This window comes from Aestuariivivens marinum (assembly GCF_022662175.1).
Lineage (GTDB): Bacteria > Bacteroidota > Bacteroidia > Flavobacteriales > Flavobacteriaceae > Aestuariivivens > Aestuariivivens marinum.
The window spans coordinates 186,771-203,895 of sequence record NZ_JAKMCR010000003.1; the positions used below are offsets into that span (position 1 = coordinate 186,771).

General features: G+C 34.5%; 15 protein-coding genes. 8 read left to right on the forward strand and 7 right to left on the reverse strand.

Translation table 11 applies throughout. The features are described 5' to 3' along the window. The first annotated feature begins 76 nt into the window (after positions 1 to 76). Both MR053_RS10050 and MR053_RS10055 read left to right on the forward strand, forming a co-directional pair. Positions 77 to 718, forward strand: a complete 642-nt coding sequence (locus tag MR053_RS10050; RefSeq protein ID WP_242132309.1) for a peroxiredoxin — start codon at positions 77 to 79, stop codon at positions 716 to 718. A gap of 91 nt (positions 719 to 809) precedes the next feature. After that, positions 810 to 986: a hypothetical protein gene (locus MR053_RS10055; RefSeq protein WP_242132310.1), complete on the forward strand. Its 177-nt coding sequence runs from the start codon at positions 810 to 812 to the stop codon at positions 984 to 986. 77 nt (positions 987 to 1,063) lie between these two features. Here MR053_RS10055 and MR053_RS10060 read toward each other — a convergent pair whose 3' ends face one another. The 4 genes from MR053_RS10060 to prfB all read right to left on the reverse strand — a co-directional run bounded on the left by MR053_RS10060 (position 1,064) and on the right by prfB (position 5,663). Continuing rightward, positions 1,064 to 3,481: a TonB-dependent receptor domain-containing protein gene (locus MR053_RS10060; protein ID WP_242132311.1), complete on the reverse strand. Its 2,418-nt coding sequence runs from the start codon at positions 3,479 to 3,481 to the stop codon at positions 1,064 to 1,066. 112 nt (positions 3,482 to 3,593) lie between these two features. Beyond that, positions 3,594 to 3,935, reverse strand: coding sequence for an arsenate reductase (glutaredoxin) (arsC, locus tag MR053_RS10065; RefSeq protein ID WP_242132312.1), 342 nt, complete (start codon positions 3,933 to 3,935; stop codon positions 3,594 to 3,596). After that, positions 3,932 to 4,552 (reverse strand): HAD family hydrolase, encoded by a 621-nt coding sequence (locus MR053_RS10070; RefSeq protein ID WP_242132313.1) that lies wholly within the window; start codon positions 4,550 to 4,552, stop codon positions 3,932 to 3,934. The genes arsC and MR053_RS10070 overlap by 4 nt, the downstream gene beginning before the upstream one ends. Further along, positions 4,553 to 5,663 (reverse strand): peptide chain release factor 2 gene (gene prfB / locus MR053_RS10075; protein ID WP_242132314.1). Its coding sequence is split into 2 segments (ribosomal slippage): positions 4,553 to 5,599 and positions 5,601 to 5,663, totalling 1,110 coding nucleotides; the frame shifts between segments, so codons are not numbered across the junction. A gap of 179 nt (positions 5,664 to 5,842) precedes the next feature. Between prfB and MR053_RS10080 the strand changes: the two genes are divergently transcribed. Next, positions 5,843 to 6,868 (forward strand): threonine aldolase family protein, encoded by a 1,026-nt coding sequence (locus MR053_RS10080; RefSeq protein WP_242132315.1) that lies wholly within the window; start codon positions 5,843 to 5,845, stop codon positions 6,866 to 6,868. A gap of 9 nt (positions 6,869 to 6,877) precedes the next feature. On the opposite strand, the gene MR053_RS10085 is transcribed toward MR053_RS10080, so the two are convergent. Beyond that, positions 6,878 to 7,201 carry a YbaB/EbfC family nucleoid-associated protein gene (locus MR053_RS10085; RefSeq protein ID WP_242132316.1) on the reverse strand — a complete coding sequence of 108 codons (324 nt, stop codon included), beginning with the start codon at positions 7,199 to 7,201 and terminating at the stop codon, positions 6,878 to 6,880. 146 nt (positions 7,202 to 7,347) lie between these two features. Between MR053_RS10085 and MR053_RS10090 the strand changes: the two genes are divergently transcribed. The 3 genes from MR053_RS10090 (at position 7,348) to MR053_RS10100 (ending at position 12,012) form a co-directional block, all read left to right on the forward strand. Beyond that, the gene (locus MR053_RS10090; protein ID WP_242132317.1) at positions 7,348 to 9,417 is read left to right on the forward strand and encodes a S9 family peptidase; all 2,070 of its coding nucleotides are present in this window, start codon (positions 7,348 to 7,350) and stop codon (positions 9,415 to 9,417) included. A 79-nt stretch (positions 9,418 to 9,496) separates the two neighbouring features. After that, entirely contained in the window at positions 9,497 to 10,534 is a 1,038-nt protein-coding gene (locus MR053_RS10095; protein WP_242132318.1) for a PLP-dependent cysteine synthase family protein, read from the forward strand. A 218-nt stretch (positions 10,535 to 10,752) separates the two neighbouring features. Next, complete coding sequence (locus MR053_RS10100) at positions 10,753 to 12,012, forward strand: aminotransferase class I/II-fold pyridoxal phosphate-dependent enzyme (protein ID WP_242132319.1); 1,260 nt, start codon at positions 10,753 to 10,755, stop codon at positions 12,010 to 12,012. A 56-nt stretch (positions 12,013 to 12,068) separates the two neighbouring features. Here the strand turns inward: MR053_RS10100 and MR053_RS10105 are convergent, their stop codons facing one another. Both MR053_RS10105 and MR053_RS10110 read right to left on the reverse strand, forming a co-directional pair. Next, entirely contained in the window at positions 12,069 to 13,190 is a 1,122-nt protein-coding gene (locus tag MR053_RS10105; protein ID WP_242132320.1) for a GTP cyclohydrolase, read from the reverse strand. A 1-nt stretch (position 13,191) separates the two neighbouring features. Continuing rightward, a complete protein-coding gene (locus MR053_RS10110) occupies positions 13,192 to 14,187 on the reverse strand; it encodes a transporter (protein ID WP_242132321.1) in 996 nt (331 codons plus the stop codon). A gap of 146 nt (positions 14,188 to 14,333) precedes the next feature. Between MR053_RS10110 and MR053_RS10115 the strand changes: the two genes are divergently transcribed. Next, positions 14,334 to 14,618 (forward strand): DUF4834 family protein, encoded by a 285-nt coding sequence (locus MR053_RS10115; protein ID WP_242132322.1) that lies wholly within the window; start codon positions 14,334 to 14,336, stop codon positions 14,616 to 14,618. 32 nt (positions 14,619 to 14,650) lie between these two features. After that, the gene (locus MR053_RS10120) at positions 14,651 to 17,080 is read left to right on the forward strand and encodes a YfhO family protein (RefSeq protein ID WP_242132323.1); all 2,430 of its coding nucleotides are present in this window, start codon (positions 14,651 to 14,653) and stop codon (positions 17,078 to 17,080) included. Positions 17,081 to 17,125: the final 45 nt, after the last annotated feature.

A 17,125-nucleotide genomic window follows, 5' to 3' on the forward strand; every position in this document is an offset into this window, starting at 1 on the left:
AACAACAATTTTTTGGTCAGTCTTTTATAATATACTAATTTAATAGGAATAAAAATTTAACATAAATATTTACATTATGGCAACAATTAGATTAGGAGATGTAGCACCGAATTTTGATGCAAAATCTACAGAAGGGAATATTAATTTCCATGATTGGCTTGGTGATAGTTGGGGAGTTTTATTTTCGCATCCAGCAGATTATACACCTGTTTGCACTACAGAACTAGGTACTGTGGCAAAGTATAAAGCAGATTTCGATAAAAGAAATGTTAAGGTTGTGGCCTTAAGTGTTGATGGCATAGAATCTCATAAGGGTTGGATAAATGATATTAATGAGACACAAGGAACAACTGTAAATTTTCCAATTATAGCGGATGAGGATAGAAAGGTGTCTGTGTTGTATGATATGATCCATCCAAATGCGGATAGTCAATTAACTGTGCGTTCGGTGTTTGTTATAGCCCCTGATAAAACCGTTAAGTTAATTATTACTTATCCAGCATCAACTGGAAGGAATTTTGATGAATTATTGAGAGTCATTGACTCATTGCAATTAACTGCATACCATAAGGTTGCGACACCGGCCAATTGGAATAATGGTGATGATTGTGTTGTTGTGCCTGCCGTAGCTACAGAAGACATACCCGATTTATTTCCAAAAGGCTTTAAGGAAGTTAAACCCTATTTGCGATTAACACCACAGCCCAATTTAAACTAGTGAAAAACTCTGTTAATAAATTTTAGTTTGATATTGTAAAACACATTGCTTTGCGTTATATTTGCGGCATATTAAAAAGATATTAACAGTTATGTTCGAATTTGATCAATATTTAGGCTTTTTAGCATTTTTAACCATATTAACTATTGGTTTTTGGTTGATGATATTTTTATTAACCTTTGTAATTCCTTACTGGATTGGAGGTTCATTAATTGAAAGATTAAAGGAAATTAGGGAGGAAAAGAAAGCAAAGAGATTAAATTCTTAAGCGTATTCAATTATATAAAAAAGGGGACTAAAAAATTTAGCTCCCTTTTTTTATGATTTTTACTAAACGATTTTATGTTACATTTCCATGTCTCCACCACCAAAACCATCTCCAGATCTTTCCGGTTTCTTTTTTTGATTGAACCTATAGGTAAATGATACTTTTAGAATTCTACCACCTCTAAACTGCAAATCTCTTTTACTTGAAAAAGTTTCGGTATTTATATCTCCTTTATATCTTCTACTGTTTAATATGTCGCTTATATTAACAACAACAGATGCTTTTTCCTTAAATAAATCCTTACTAAAAGCCAAATCTGCCGAAAAAATAGCGTCTCTTTTGTTTTGGCTATCCTGGCTTGGACCTCTATAATTAAGGTTCGTTTGCCAATCGATGTTCCCTGGCAAAGTATATTTATTGGTTAACCTTGTTCTCCAAGTTAAGTTTTCATTATCAAAATTCACACCATTAAATTCGCCTTTCAAAATGTTATTATAAAGGTTGAAATCTGTATTAATACGCCATTTTCGGTTAGGGGTATAGCTTACATTAAATTCAAAGCCATATCTTTTTTCTGTTGCAAAATTTACTGGAGATCTTGCAATCACAGGTAAATCTTGTCCGTTAACATTTACAATTTCTCCAGTTTCATAGCTCACCCAATTGCTTTCATTTTTTTCACGCTGTAAATAAATGGAGGAACTAAGAGTTAATTTGTCAAGTCGATTTAAATAACCTAAATCGTATAGAGATGAATAACTAGGATCCAAATCTGGATTACCTTGAAATATATTAGTTAAACTAGTCCTGGATGGAAATGGATTTAAGTGATAAGAACGTGGTCTTTCAATACGCCTACTGTAGCCAAGTGTTAAACTTTCTTTTTCACTAAATTCGTAGCTTAAATTTACTGTAGGAAATAATCCAGTAATATTCTTCTTCTTAAAATCACCTGTGGTAGGTTGGTCTATTGTTGTTTGGGTATTCTCCATTCTTAATCCCAACAAATAGGAGAATTTATCAATTTTGCTTCCATATTGTGCATATAATGCATTAATATAAAGCTTAAAGTTGAACAAATTGGATAGGTTGTTGTCTATTTCGAATTGTCCTTGGTTATTGAGTATTTCCACTTCATAGTCTGTCGATTTTGTACTGAAATCCCCTCTGTATCCCAATTCGAATTGACTGTTCTCGCCAATAGGCAATACATAGTCGGTTTGTAATAAAATAGATGATTGATCTTCTATAGTAGAAAGGTTATCTGTGTTAACACCATCAGTCAAAATCAATGATAACTTATCGTTGTTGTTTTCTTCATATTGAAAATCAAGTGTAAATTTATGTCCTTCCTCTTCAAAGTTTTTTGTAAAATTTGTTGCATATTGTATGGTTTTCGAACCACTAAACTCTGGATCTAAACGAACAGTTTCACCTAATAAATCCCTGTTTTCATCAAACTGTGTTAATACATTTGTTGAATTTTGCTCATTATCACTATCACGATAAACCACAGAAGTTGTTAAAGAAGCAGAATCGTTGATATACCATTCTATGCCAAAATTAGTTGTCAAACCTTTTCTTGTGTTTTCCCAATCCCTTATTTCATCTGCATAATTTCCTGTGTTATTATATCTCGTATAATTATAGGAATGGCCTATGGATGTATTGTAATTATATGCTGAAGTATTAAAAAAGTTTAGATCTTTTGTCCTAAAGTTGGTATTTCCCGAAAAACCACCAGAAGTTGGATGGCCACCATTAGCGGTTATCGCCCCATTAAACCCCTGTAGTTTGCTCCTTCGTAAAATGATATTTAATATTCCAGCAGTTCCTTGTGCTTCATATCTCGCAGAAGGAGAAGTAATTACCTCTACTTTTTCAATAGCTTCGGCGGGAAGTTGTCTTAGAGCGTCTGTAGAGTTTAGGCCAACTAACCCTGAAGGTTTACCGTTAATTAATATACGTACATTATTATTGCCTCTTAGAGCTACGTTACCCTCAATATCAACTGAGACCGATGGTACATTATCCAGTACATCACTTACAGTTCCTCCACTTACGGTAAGGTCTTTACCAACATTATAGATTTTTTTGTCTAATCTTATTTCTACAGTCGTTTTTTCGGCAATAACCTCCACTGCATCCAAAGCTGCTATATCCAATTCTAAAGAAATGGTTCCTAAATTTATGTCGGATTGAATGTTCTGGTTTTTTAATTCATGGGATTTATATGAAATGTATTCGATTTTAATATCATAAATGCCATCTGAAACTTTTATTTCAAAATCACCATTAATGTCCGTAATTGTGCCATCAATAATCTTTTTTTCCTTATGGCTATAAAAAGAAACTGTAGCATATTCAAGTGGTTGCTTGGTTTCATTTTCGATAACTTTACCAGATACTACTACTTTTTTTATATTAAATGTAGTTTCTATCGGGTTTTTATGCTGGGCATTTAATACTGCCGAAAAGGCTAATAGTACTATCATGGCCAAGGACAATCTATACATAAATAGTTTTTAACAAATTTGACCACAAAAATAGACTATGGTTTAAGGGGTATTGGTTAATAATTTGTTAAAAGAAATACTATTTTTAAAATTAAATAATGGAAAGTATGCGTTCAGGCGGTCTACCAATCACTGCTTTGTTGCCATTAATAACAATAGGACGTTCAATGAGTTTAGGGTTTGCCACCATGGCATTAATAATCTCAATATCGGTTAAATCTTTTCCTTTAAAATTTTCTTTCCAAATGGCTTCGTTTTTCCTTACTAACTCAATTGGTTTAATGCCCAAGGCTTTAACAATTATGTTTAATTGGTTAGTCGAAAGTTTTTCGTCAAGGTATTTTATAATTTGAAAAGGTTTACCTGAGTTTTCTACTATTTCCAAACCCTGTCTGGATTTAGTGCATCGCGGATTGTGATAAATGGTTATCATGATAACTGAATATTATATTGCGTTAATATTTGTTTTAATTGTTCGGGGTTTTTAAAGTGAATGCAATTAATGCCCAATGCTTTTGCTGCTTCAATGTTCCTTAAATTGTCATCTATGAACACTGAATTTTCAGGAGTTAGGTTAAAGCGATTTAAAGTTATGTCATAAATAGCCTTAAAAGGTTTTCTAGTGTTTTCCTTCCCTGAAACGATAATGCCTTCAAACCAATGAAGAAAATCAAATTTTTCAAGGGCAATTGGGAAAGTTTCTGAACTCCAATTGGTTAAGGCAATTACTTTATATTTTTCTGAATCCAATAATTGTTTTAAAATTTCAACTGTTCCCTGAATAGCATCCCCTAGCATATCTACCCATTTGCCATAGAACATTCGTATTTCATTTTCGTATTCAGGAAACAAAGCCACCCTTTCTTCAGTGGCTTTTGCCATAGGGTAGCCAGCATCTTGATTTTCATTCCAATCACTGGTACAAACATGATCGAAAAACCATTTCATTTTATCTCTATCGTGATTAAAAACGTCAAGAAATAAGTACTCAGGGTTCCAATCAATCAAAACCCCACCCAGATCAAATATAATGGCGTTTATTTTTGTCATCTATAGCGAGCCATTATCTTCCTGTTTTTGGCCCATCATCATTAAATAAGCCTTTAAAAAAGCATTGATATCACCATTCATAACGGCATCTACATTTCCTGTTTCATAACTTGTTCTAACATCTTTTACTAATTTATAAGGATGCATCACATAATTGCGTATTTGGCTTCCCCATTCAATTTTCATTTTACTTGCTTCAATATCGTCCCGTTGTTCCATTTGTTTCTGTAATTCAATTTCATACAATTGTGATTTTAGCATTTGCAAAGCACGTGCTCGATTATCGTGCTGTGAACGCGTTTCTGAACAAGATATTTGAATTCCAGTAGGTTTATGCGTTAACTGTACTTTAGTTTCTACCTTGTTAACGTTTTGTCCACCCGCACCACTGGAGCGTGCTGTGGTAATTTCAATATCGGCTGGATTGATTTCTATTTCTATAGAATCATCAACCAGGGGATACACATAAACTGATGCAAAGCTGGTATGGCGTTTAGCATTGCTATCAAAAGGGGAGATGCGTACTAACCTATGAACACCATTTTCTCCTTTAAGCCAACCAAAGGCAAAGTCACCTTCAATTTCAAGAGTGACTGTTTTTATACCAGTCACATCACCTTCTTGAAAGTTAAGTTCTTTAACTTTAAACCCACTTTTTTCGGCATACATTAAGTACATGCGCATGAGCATACTGGCCCAATCACAGCTTTCGGTGCCGCCAGCACCAGCAGTAATTTGAAGTACAGCACTAAGACCATCGCCTTCATCAGAGAGCATGTTTTTAAATTCTATATCTTCAATTAAGGTTGCAGCTTTTTTATGCTGGTTTTCTACTTCTTCAAGGGTAGATTCGCCTTCTTTGAAAAACTGGAAAAGCACATCTAAATCTTCAATAAGGGCTTTAACAGTATTGTAATCCTCCACCCATTTTTTTTTGACCCGAAGAGATTTCATTACGGCTTCGGCAGCCTTTGGGTCGTTCCAGAATTTGGGGTCGAAAGTTTGTTCTTCTTCGTTTTGTATTTCTATAAGCTTGGTATCTATGTCAAAGATAGTGCCTTAGTTTATCAAGGCGGGTATTAAGATCTTTAATTTGATCGGAAGTAATCATACTAAGTTATTAGTTATAGGGTTATAAAGTTATTGAAGTTAATTAATTCATTACACATAACTCTTATAAAAAAGATCAATAACCTCTTTAATATATTGTAGCACAAAAATAGAATTTCTTCATTCAGCAGAAAATAATATGAACATAATTTTATAGCTTTAACCATCAAATTTTTAACCATGATAATAGATCTTAGAAGTGATACAGTAACTAAACCTTGTCCTCAAATGTTGGATGCCATGATGCAGGCTCGGGTAGGTGATGATGTGTTTGGAGAAGACCCAACGGTAAAACAATTGGAACAGCGTATAGCAACCATGTTTGGTAAAGAAAAAGCCTTGTTTTTTCCGAGCGGCACTATGGCAAACCAAACAGCCATTAAGTTGCACACCATTCCTGGAGAACAAGTTATATGTGATAAATTTGCACATATCTACAATTATGAATCTGGTGGGGCTTCATTTAATAGTGGGGTTTCATGCAAATTGATTGATGGCAATAAAGGCATGTTTACAGCTGAACAGGTGTTGGAATCCATAAATCCTCCTGACTACTGGTATGCCAAAACGAGTTTGGTAGAGATTGAGAATACTACTAACAAAGGAGGTGGTGCTTGTTGGGACTTCAATGAAATTTTAAAAATAAGGAAAGTATGTGTTAACCATGAGCTAGGATTTCATTTGGATGGTGCTCGTATATGGAATGCTATAGTGGCCAAAAATGAAACTACCAAACAGTATGGTGAGGTTTTTGATACTATCTCTGTATGTTTGAGTAAAGGTTTGGGTTGTCCTGTTGGTTCGGTGTTGGTTGGAGACGGGGCTATTATGAAAAATGCCATTAGAATTCGTAAGATTTTTGGAGGCAATATGAGACAAGCAGGTTATTTGGCAGCAGCAGCTTTATATGCTTTGGATAACAATATTGAAAGATTGGCTGAAGATCATAAAAAAGCAAAAGAAATAGGTGAGACCTTAGCAAAACTATCAATTATCAGAACCATTGAACCTATTGAAACTAACATTGTTATTTTTGAATTGAATACCGATATAAATGAAATAGGATTTGTTAAAAAATTAGCAAATAAAAACATTCAAATCATTGGCATGGGTGGTAGAAAGTTGCGTATGGTCACTCATATGGATTATAACAATGAAATGCATGAAAGGCTAATGCAGGTGTTAAAAGAAACAAAATTTGACTAACAACTAAAACTATTTAAACATATCCATTCCTGGTATGTTGGGTAAGCCTTCTTTAGCAACAGCAGCAAGTTCGGCTTCATTTACGCCAGTTGCTTTTTCTATGGCTTTATTTAGGGTAAGAATTAAATAATCCTCAAGCTGTTCTTTATCATCTAAAAGTTCGTCATCAATTGTAATGGCTTTAATGGTTCTATTGGCCGTTAACGTTATTTTTAGTTTATTGTCATTACTTGACTCGTCAATTAAAACCGTATCCAAGCGTTTTTTTGTGTCTTCAACTTTTTTTTGGGTTTCCTTAAGTTTCCCCATCATGTTCATCATATCTCCAAACATATTCCTTTAATTTTAAGTTTTAAAAGGGCTAATTTATTACAATTTAAGGGGAAATGGATTGTATTTTACAAGGAAAAATGAAAAACAGCTTAATTATTATATCTCTAAGTTTTATTTTTGCCGTTTCCTGTAAAAAGGACAAATCAATGAGTCAACGAATGATTGAAGCCAAAACACCGACCGCCACCAAGAAACCAAAGCAACTAATTATTCATGACGATGTTAGGATTGATAATTATTATTGGTTAAATGATAGGGAAAATAATGATGTAATAGACTATTTGAACGCAGAAAATGATTATACCAAGCGTATGATGCGGCATACGGAAGCGTTTCAAAAGGTGCTCTTCAAAGAAATGAAGGGTAGGATTAAGGAGGACGATACCACTGTGCCCTATAAATTAAATGGCTATTGGTATTTAACTCGCTATGAAAAAGGAAAGGATTACCCTATATATGTTAGAAAAAAGGGAACCTTAAAAGCTCCAGAGGAAATACTGTTTGATTGCAATGCCATGGCCAAAGACCTTGCCTATTTCAACCTAGGAGGTATTTCCATAAGTCCGGATAACACCATGGCTGCTTTTTCTACTGATGTTGTGAGTAGAAGACAGTATGTAATTCAAATTAAAAATTTAATAACGGGAGAAATCTATCCCGATAAAATTGCCAATACAACGGGCAGTGCCACATGGGCTAATGATAATAGAACTCTGTTTTATTCTCGTAAAGATGAAATAACACTCCGTTCGCATAAAATTTATAAGCATATAATAAATACCACTGAAGATAAAGATCTCGAGGTTTACCATGAAAAGGATGAAACCTTTAATACATTTGTGTACAAGACTAAATCTAGAAAGTATATTGTTGTAGGCTCGTCTAGTACATTAACAACAGAATATCGATTTTTGGATGCCAATACACCTCATGAGGAATTTAAAGTTTTTCAAAAACGAACTAGGGAACTGGATTACAGTATCTCACATTATAATGACAGCTTCTATATTATCGCCAACAGTGACGGAGCTACTAATTTTAAACTTTTAAAAACCAGTGAGATACATACTGAAATAGAACATTGGCAAGAGGTTTTACCACATAGAGAAGCTGTTTTAATTGAAGATATTGAAATTTTTAAAGATTATTTGGTGGTGAATGAACGTGAAAATGGACTTAACCGTTTGCGTATTATGAGTTGGGACGGTAAAGAAGATTATTATTTGCCATTTAATAGCGAAACCTATACAGCATATATAGGTAATAATCCCGATTTTGATAGTGATGTGTTGCGCTATGGGTTTAATTCGTTAACCTCTCCAAGTGCAGTTATAGATTATAACCTTAAGACCAAGCAAAGGAAGATTAAAAAAGAACAACAGGTTTTAGGAGGAAAGTTTAAAAAGGAAAATTATGAGTCCAGACGCGTTTGGGCAACTGCAAAGGACGGTGTTAAAGTACCAATATCCTTAGTTTATAAAAAAGGAATCAAACTAGACGGTCAAACTCCATTGCTACAGTATGCTTATGGTTCTTATGGCTCTACTATCGACCCTTCGTTTTCAAGTATTAGATTAAGCTTATTGGATCGCGGATTTATATATGCCATTGCACATATTCGAGGTGGAGAATATTTAGGAAGGGAATGGTATGAAAATGGTAAGTTATTGACCAAGAAAAATACCTTTACCGATTTTATTGATTGCTCCAAATATTTAATTGAGCAAAAGTACACGTCAGCTAAACATTTATATGCTTATGGCGGTTCAGCTGGTGGTTTGCTTATGGGGGCAGTTATTAATATGAATCCAGAATTGTACAATGGTATTTTGGCGGCTGTACCTTTTGTGGATGTGGTGACAACCATGTTGGATGATTCTATCCCTTTAACTACAGGTGAATATGATGAATGGGGAAATCCTAATAAAGAAGAATTTTATCATTATATGAAATCCTATTCTCCCTATGATAATGTAGAAGCTAAAGCTTATCCCAATATGTTGGTAACAACGGGGCTACACGATTCGCAAGTGCAGTATTGGGAGCCTGCCAAATGGGTAGCAAAATTAAGGGAACTTAAAACAGACAGCAATATATTGTTGTTACACACTGATATGGACTCAGGGCATGGTGGGGCTTCAGGACGATTTGAAAGCTTAAAGGAGGTGGCATTGGAATATGCTTTTTTGTTGGATTTAGAAGGAATTCATAACTAATAAAAAAAAATATACTATTTTTGCAAGGTTTTAGGTTATATTTATTTCCTATAAATAAATTGGCTCTTAAAAAGCGTTTATGAAACATAACAACCAAGTTTTTGATAGCGTCTTAGATTTAGTAGGTCAAACACCTCTTGTAAGACTTAATAAATTTACGACAAACTTCAAAGGGAGTTACTTAGCAAAAGTTGAATCTTTCAACCCCGGGAACTCATCAAAAGACAGAATAGCACTTTATATTATTGAACAAGCTGAAAAGCAAGGTATTTTAAAACCTGGTGATACCATTATTGAGACCACCTCTGGAAACACTGGTTTTAGTATTGCCATGGTTAGTATTATTAAAGGTTACGAATGTGTTTTAGCTGTAAGTTCAAAATCTTCGGCCGATAAGATTGATATGCTAAAGACCATGGGAGCAAAAGTTTATGTTTGTCCTGCCCATGTTAGTGCAGATGATCCTAGATCTTATTATCAGGTAGCCAAACGTCTACATGAGGAGATAAAAGGTTCGGTGTACATTAATCAGTATTTTAATGAATTAAATATTGATGCCCATTATCAGAGCACAGGTCCTGAAATTTGGGAACAAACTCAAGGTGAAATCACACATTTGGTTGCCTGTAGTGGAACTGGAGGAACCATTTCTGGTACAGCGAGATATTTAAAGGAGCAAAATCCAAACATCAAAGTCTTTGGAGTTGATGCCTTTGGTTCGGTGATAAAAAAATACCATGAAACCAAAGAGTTTGATGAAAAAGAGATTTATCCTTACCGAATTGAAGGTTTAGGAAAGAATTTAATACCATCGGCTACGGATTTCGATATTATTGATGAATTTATAAAAGTTACCGATGAAGATAGTGCCCATACAGCTCGGGCAATAGCTAAAACAGAAGGTTTGTTTGTAGGGTATACGTCGGGAGCAGTAATGCAGGCGGTTAAACAATTGAACGAGCAAGGAAAATTTAAAAAAGGAGATCGTATTGTTGTGATTTTTCCGGATCACGGTTCGCGTTACATGAGTAAAATATATAGTGATAAGTGGATGAATGAGCAAGGCTTTTTTGATAGTGTCAATGAAGCTGCAGAAAACATTCAATACATAAAATAGTCAAAATTTTTTAACCTTTAAAAGAGGCAACTTTTATTGTATTTGCAATAGGTTGCCTCTTTTTTTGTTCTGTTTGTAATTGTCTATTAAAAAATTATGCTCAAACCATTTAAATATTTAATTTTGCAGACTGAACTAAGGTTTTAAGTTTTTATTATTTCATACTAAAAAGTATGATTAGCTTTGCCTTAAATTAATAGCACTAATAGTTGGAATAAATGAAAGATTTATTTGATAAGATTTATAAGGATAAAGGACCATTAGGGAAATGGGCTTCACAGGCAGAAGGGTATTTTGTGTTTCCAAAATTGGAAGGTGAAATATCAAATCGCATGAAGTTTCAAGGAAAGGATGTCATAACATGGAGTATCAATGATTATCTAGGCTTGGCCAATCACCCTGAAGTTAGAAAAGTAGATGCAGAGGCAGCAGCTCAATACGGTTCGGCTTATCCCATGGGAGCTAGAATGATGTCTGGTCATACCGATTTGCACGAAAAACTTCAGGATGAATTAGCGGCTTTCGTTAAGAAAGAAGCATCTTATCTTTTAAATTTTGGATATCAAGGTATGGTATCTACCATTGACGCTTTAGTGTCTAAAGACGATATCATAGTATATGATGTAGATGCGCATGCCTGTATTATAGATGGAGTTCGACTGCACATGGGTAAACGTTTTACCTATAAGCATAACGATGTAGAAAGTTTAGAGAAAAACCTAGAACGCGCTACCAAAATGGCAGAACAGACTGGTGGTGGTATTTTGGTGATTTCTGAAGGTGTTTTTGGTATGCGTGGTGAGCAAGGCCGTTTAAAAGAAATTGTAGCCTTAAAAAAGAAATATAAGTTCAGATTGTTCGTTGATGATGCACATGGGTTTGGTACCCTAGGGGCTACAGGTGCTGGAGCAGGTGAGGAGCAAGGGGTTCAAGACGATATTGACGTTTATTTTGCCACTTTTGCTAAATCTATGGCAAGCACAGGTGCTTTTATTGCGGGTGATCAAGAAATCATTGACTACTTGAAATACAACTTACGCTCTCAAATGTTTGCCAAATCTTTGCAAATGCAATTAGTTGTTGGTGCATTAAAGCGTTTAGATATGCTTAGAACCATGCCTGAGTTAAAGCAAAACTTATGGACCATTGTTAATGCCTTACAATCTGGATTAAAGGCACGTGGTTTTGATATTGGTACCACACAAAGTTGTGTAACTCCAGTGTACTTAAAAGGGAGTATTCCAGAAGCTATGGCCTTGGTTAAAGACCTAAGAGAAAATTATGGAATATTCTGCTCCATAGTAGTTTACCCTGTTATACCTAAAGGGTTAATTTTACTAAGAATGATTCCAACTGCTACCCATACCTTACAGGATGTTGAGGAAACCTTAGATGCTTTTGATGCTATACGGGAACGTTTGGATAATGGTACTTATAAACGTTTGTCTGCAGCTGTTATGGCAGCAATGGGGGAATAATTAAATTAGAAGTTTTTAAATATAAAATCGATTCAATATTGAATTGATTTTCTTGTTTAAACAATATCTTTCCTAAATGTTTTTCGGCGCTTGTATATTTCGGGCCCGAAATGCTTCCATATTTGTTGTATTGCAATATTATCTTCAAGCTCTGGGGTTCTGTAACAGGTTTGAATACCTTTTTCAGTAAATACTTTATAATACTCGTTAAAAATAACTGCATGCACACCTTTGTGTTGGTAATCAGGACGAATACCAATCAAATAAAAAACAACATCTTTGCTGTGCTTTTTTGCTTTTAGAATTTGAGTAAATCCAAAAGGAAACAATTTCCCTTTTATGTTTTGTATGGTTTTAGCAAAAGAAGGCATAACGATAGCAAAACCAATTAAGCTGTCTTCTTTATCTATAATAAACTTGATATATTCGGGATTTACAAAACTTATAAATTTCTTCTTAAAATAAGCCTTTTGTATATCGTTGATAGCTACAAATGAAGATAATGAAGCATAGGATGCGTTAAATAGGTCGAACATCTTATCAGCATAAGGCATAACTTCTTTAGTTTTTGTAAAGTTTAACGCCTTAAGTTGATAGCGTCTTTTTATAAGCTCATTAGCTTTGGAAAAGGTGTCAGGGTTTACATTTTTAAAATCAAATCTACTTTCTATATATCCTTTCTCGACCTTGTAATTAGCCGCTTCATAATGTTTGACATAATAGGGATGGTTATACCATGTAATCATAGAACCTATGGAATCAAATCCTTCTGTAAGAACGCCCACCTTGTCCAAATTAGAAAATCCAACAGGGCCTTCTACATATTCGAGATTGTGCACTTTCCCTATTTCTTCCACCTTATTTAAAAGGGTTTGGGATACGCTTAGGTCGTCTATAAAATCAAACCAGCCAAAACGCATTTTTCTTTGATTTTGTCCTTTTACCTCAATCCAATTGATTATAGCCGCTATTCTCCCAACAATTTCCCCTTCCTTATAGGCTAAATACAAAACCGCTTCAGCATCATTAAAAACAGGGTTTTCGCTTTTGTTGAAAGTCTTTAATTCCTGGCTTATAATTGGTGGAACCCAATATTTTGAATCTTTGTAGAGTTTAAAAGGAAACTTTACAAATGTTTTTAAGTCTGCTTTAGTTTTTACTTCTTTAAGTGTAACCATATTAATCAAAATCAATCATGTTTCTTTTTTGCTTTCTTGTTTTTGAACTGGAGCCTTTTGTCTTATTACGTCTGGCTTGTCGTTTGCCTTCTTCTTTTGCAGATCCGCCATTATCTATATCTGTTTCTTTGTCTTTATGAAAATCAAAACGATATGAAGCACCAAAATTAACACCAAAAACAGCTGGGGTATCTTTGGTATTGAACGTTAAGGCAGTATCCAATTGAAAGTTTTGGTTCCAAAGATAGGCTCCGCCAAACCGGAATAAATTATCAGCATAAAAATCACTTTTAATACCTTGGGTTTCACCAAATATAACCCATTGCGGATTAAACGAATGTGTTAAGGTAAGGATGTATTGAAAATCAGATTGATCTGTACCAATCCTATCCTTAATTAAATTCATAACAAACACCCATCCACCAGCAAAATTATTTTGTGTGGCTATCATAATTTTAGGACTAAACCCAGAGATGTCTGCAGCTGTGTAGGGATTGTTTTCAGTATCATAATTAACTCCAGCATAAACTGATACTGCAGGTATTAAAGAACTCCATTTAAAACGGTGATTAGCTTTCCAGCTATAAAGATTTGGCTTATTGTCTGCATTTTTATAAGGATCGTATACTAAATATTTAGCACCAACTGAAACATATTTAAAGTTAGATCGGTCTTCTTCAAACGGAACACTGGAATAATAGGTTTTAGTGTCATTCTGGTAGGTGCCTTCGACATTAATTTCCAATTCTTCCCATAGCAACCCATAGCGTACAGCAAAATCAACACCAAAGCCAGACACTTTATTTCTTAAAGCCGGAGTTCTTTCTTCGTTTGTTATATAAGGTCCAACTTCTAATTGTAAAACGTTCGTACCAACAGAAAAAGCACTCCTGGAAACACCTGGCCTATTGGAGTTTATTACTTCAGTATATTGCGCAAAAGCTAGTGTGCTTAAGGTTATACATATTAGGGTTATGGTAGATCGGACAGACTTCATAGCTTATTAATTAGATTAAAACCAGTGGTAAATAGGTTAATTTTTTTATGTAAAAGGTTCTCAAATATAGATATTTTATAGTTTTTTTATCATTTATAAACGCTTTTTAAGTCCTTAGAATTGTATTTTTGCTAAAAATCAAGTTTATGCTTCAACACGCTTCTGCAACTGGATTAGTTAGAATGATACTCATTATTCTATTAATCTATTTCGGAATAAAAATAATATCACGTTTACTTACTCCTTTTTTAATAAAATATGTTTCTAAAAAAGCCGAGCAACGATTTGGTCAGCAATTTGGACAATTTCAAAGACGCGCTCCCCAAGAAAAACCTAAAAAGGAAGGTGAAGTGACTATTGATAAAATGCCCAACATGAAAACATCCAATAAAGATGTTGGCGACTATGTGGATTACGAAGAAATTGATTAATTTTCAAACCTCATAGTTTTTAAAACCTGTTTATGCCACTTTCTTTTAATAAAATTGTGCCACACCTATTAGTGATAATAGGTTTCGTTGTTATTTCTCTAGCTTATTTTAGTCCAGTTTTAAAAGGAAAAGCCATTTTCCAAAGTGATATCATGCAATATATTGGGATGTCTAAACAGCAAAATCACTTTAGGGAAACAACAGGTGAAGAAACCTATTGGACCAATAGTGCTTTTGGAGGTATGCCCACCTATCAACTCGGAGCAAAATATCCACATAATTACATTAAAAAACTGGATCTAGCATTTCGATTTTTACCACGTCCAGCCGATTATTTGTTTCTTTACCTATTAGGTTTTTATGTACTTATGTTGGTCCTTAAGGTCGATTATAAGCTGGCCGTACTAGGAGCATTGGCTTTTGGATTTTCAACGTATTTAATTATTATTCTGGGCGTAGGCCATAACAGTAAAGCCCATGCCATAGCCTATATGCCTTTGGTATTAAGCGGTATTATACTCACGTTTCAAAGAAAGTACATTTTAGGATTTTTGATTACTACAGCAGCTATGGGACTGGAATTGGTCGCCAATCATTTTCAAATGACCTATTACTTGTTGCTGTTGGTTATCGTGTTGGGAATTGCTTACTTGGTAGATGCTTATAAAAAACAAGTACTACCTCATTATTTTAAATCGGTTGGAGTGTTGGCTTTAGCTGTTGTGCTTTCAATTGCCTTAAATGCTACGGGGATTTTGGCTACCCAAGAGTACGTCAAGGAAAGTTCAAGGGGAAAAAGTGAATTGACTATAAATCCAGACGGTTCTCAAAAGCAGGAATCTAGTGGGTTGGACAAAGAATACATCACCCAATTTAGCTATGGGATTTTTGAGTCATTAAATCTATTTATTCCAAGGCTTACAGGTGGAGGAAATGGTGAAAATTTAGGTAAGGAATCCAATACCTATGAAGCATATAGAAAGCTGGGAGCGTCTCCAAGTCAGGCTTTGGAGGCATCGAAACACGCACCTTTGTACTGGGGGAATCAACCCATTGTTGAAGCGCCCGCTTATGTAGGAGCAGTTATAGTCTTTTTGTTTGTGTTAGGGTTGTTTTTGGTTAAAGGGCGCTTGAAATGGTGGCTAGTAGGGGGTACAATACTTTCGCTTTTGCTTTCTTACGGAAAAAACCTAGGTTTTTTAACCGATTTCTTTATTGATTATGTGCCGCTGTATAATAAGTTTAGAGCGGTTAGCTCTATTCAGGTTATTTTGGAATTGTGTATTCCTATCCTAGGGGTTTTTGCATTAGTTAAACTGCTAAGTGGTTTTGAAAACGAAGCCGAAAAATTAAAGGCTTTAAAGTACTCTGTTATTATAACTGGAGGTGTAGCTGTTTTGCTGTTATTGTTTAAGTCGTCTTTTAGTTTTGCTGGTGTTAATGATGGGTTTTATAGTCAAAATTATGGACAAGACTTTATTGATGCGATTAAAGCTGATAGAAAAGCTGTTTTCACTACAGATATTTTGCGTTCGCTTATTTTGGTTTTAATTTCTTCGGGACTTATTTATGGTTATTTGAAGAATAAAACAAAGGAAAAGTGGGTGCTTATCGGTTTTGGAGCACTTATTCTGTTTGATTTGGTTGGTGTTGACAGGCGCTATGTGAATAATGATGATTTTGTGTCGTCTTATCAAATGAAAAACCCATACCAAATGAATGAAGCTGATAAAGATATTGTTAGGGACACGACGCATTTTAGAGTTTTTGATGTGACTTCCTCTGGGGCTAGAGCTTCCTATTTCCATAATTCATTAAATGGCTATCATGCAGCTAAACTAAGACGTTATGAAGATGTTTTTGATTTCTATGTAACCCAAAACAACATGAATATTTTAAACATGTTAAATGTCAAATATATCATTGCACAAGATGAAAAAGGAGTTGTAACAAGTTATTTAAACGAGGAGGCTAATGGTAATGCATGGTTTGTTGAGTCTTTAGAGCGATTGGATTCAGCAAAAGATGAAATTTTAGCTTTGGATAGTTTGGATACAAAGAATAAAGCAGTTTATACTTACATCAAGAAGCCTAAATATTTATTAAAGGAAAGTAGGGGCTTTAAATCGTTTGAAAAGGACTCGACTGTTTCCATTGATTTAATTAAACATAAGCCAAACTATCTAAAATACCAATCTAATAATAACCATGACGGGTTTGCTGTGTTTTCTGAAGTGTATTATGGTAATGGCTGGAAAACCTTTATCGATGGTGAACCAAGCCATCATATTCGTGTGAACTATACGTTGCGTGGTATGGAAATTCCTGCAGGAACCCATACCATTGAATTTAAGTTTGACCCTGATGTTGTTAAAACAGGTAGTAAAATCACTTTGGCTAGCTCTATACTATTAGGGTTGTTGCTTTTAGTTGGCGTGTTATACAAAGTAAAAAGAAAATAATTTGTCATTCCTGCGTGTCATGCTGAGCTTGTCGAAGTGAAGGCA